Raw genomic sequence first — 1,283 nt, 5'->3', positions numbered from 1 at the left:
CCCTGCGCGACGACGAGGCGGCGCCCGTCGAACCGCAGCGCGGCATCGCCGACATCGCCGTGCTGGTACGCCAGACCGCGCAGGCCGGTGCCGACGTGCATCTGGACTGGAAGGGCTCCCGCTCGCCGCGCCTGACGGCCGTGGCCGACCTCGCCGCTTACCGCGTCGTGCAGGAGTCCGTGAGCAATGCGCTCCGCCACGCCCCGGGCGCCCCGATCACGGTGGGAGTGGACGTGGGCACGCGGGGGCTCGGCATCCGCGTCCGCAACGCCCCCGGCTCATCCCCCGCGACCGAGGTCGGCGGCGGCGGGCACGGACTCGTCGCGATGAGCGAGCGCGTGCGCAGTGCGGGCGGGGTCGTTCACGCGCACCCGACCCCCGACGGAGGCTTCGAGGTCGCGGCGGAGTTCGAGCTCACCGAAGAGGAGACCCCGTCATGATCCGTGTGGTGATCGCCGACGACCAGGCGATGGTGCGCGCCGGCTTCTCGGCATTGCTCGACGCCCAGCCCGACATCGAGGTCGTGGGGCTCGCCGCCGACGGTGAGGAGTGCCTGCGCGTGGTCGCCGAGCTCGCCCCCGACATCGTGCTCATGGACGTGCGCATGCCGGTGCTCGACGGGATCTCGGCGACCCGTGAGCTGGCGGCCTCGGCGCCGGCGACCCGCATCCTGATGCTCACGACCTTCGATGTCGACGACTACGTCTTCGACGCGCTGTCGGCCGGAGCAGCCGGCTTCCTTTTGAAGGATGCCTCACCCGAGGAGCTCGCTCGGGCCGTGCGGGTCGTCGCCGAAGGCGAGTCGCTCCTCGCGCCGAGCGCGACGCGCGCACTCATCGAGCGCTTCGCGGCGACACGCGGACCCCGGCGCACCGATCGCGTCGTGCTGGGCGAGCTGACCGAGCGGGAGCGCGAGATCCTCGTCGGCGTCGCGCAGGGCGAGTCGAACTCCGAGATCGCCGCACGCCTGTTCATCGCGGAGCAGACCGTGAAGACCCACGTCTCGCGGATCCTGTCGAAGCTCGGCGCCCGCGATCGCGCACAGCTCGTGATCGCGGCCTACGAGGCGGGACTGGTCACGCCCGGGGCCGGGTAGCCACGACGCAGCGCGAAGCGCCCGGTGCTCAGGCGCAGCGACACGACGAGGCACGCCACTGCGACAGCCGCCGTCAGCGGCGTGAATCCGCCCACGAGCACCGCGACGACTCCGGCCATCCCGAGCACCACCGCGAGGGCGGTGCGGCGGCCGCTCACCGGCGCCGGGACCGCGGCCGCCTTCGCCG

Annotated in this window: 2 protein-coding genes and 1 pseudogene; 2 read left to right on the top strand and 1 reads right to left on the bottom strand. The window is 73.3% G+C overall.

The annotated features are described in order from the left end of the window. A partial coding sequence (locus EIO58_RS19075; protein ID WP_342447996.1) for an ATP-binding protein occupies positions 1-440 on the top strand: 440 nt, incomplete at its 5' end. Beyond that, positions 437-1,096 (top strand): response regulator, encoded by a 660-nt coding sequence (locus EIO58_RS18110; protein WP_127820575.1) that lies wholly within the window; start codon positions 437-439, stop codon positions 1,094-1,096. The genes EIO58_RS19075 and EIO58_RS18110, both read left to right, overlap by 4 nt. Here the strand turns inward: EIO58_RS18110 and EIO58_RS19070 are convergent. Next, positions 1,060-1,283: pseudogene (locus tag EIO58_RS19070) on the bottom strand (hypothetical protein); the annotation flags it as partial. The gene EIO58_RS18110 and the pseudogene EIO58_RS19070 overlap by 37 nt on opposite strands.

Source organism: Microbacterium sp. CPCC 204701 (genome assembly GCF_004010105.1).
Classification (GTDB): domain Bacteria; phylum Actinomycetota; class Actinomycetes; order Actinomycetales; family Microbacteriaceae; genus Microbacterium.
This window is presented reverse-complemented; position numbering and strand designations above follow the sequence as displayed.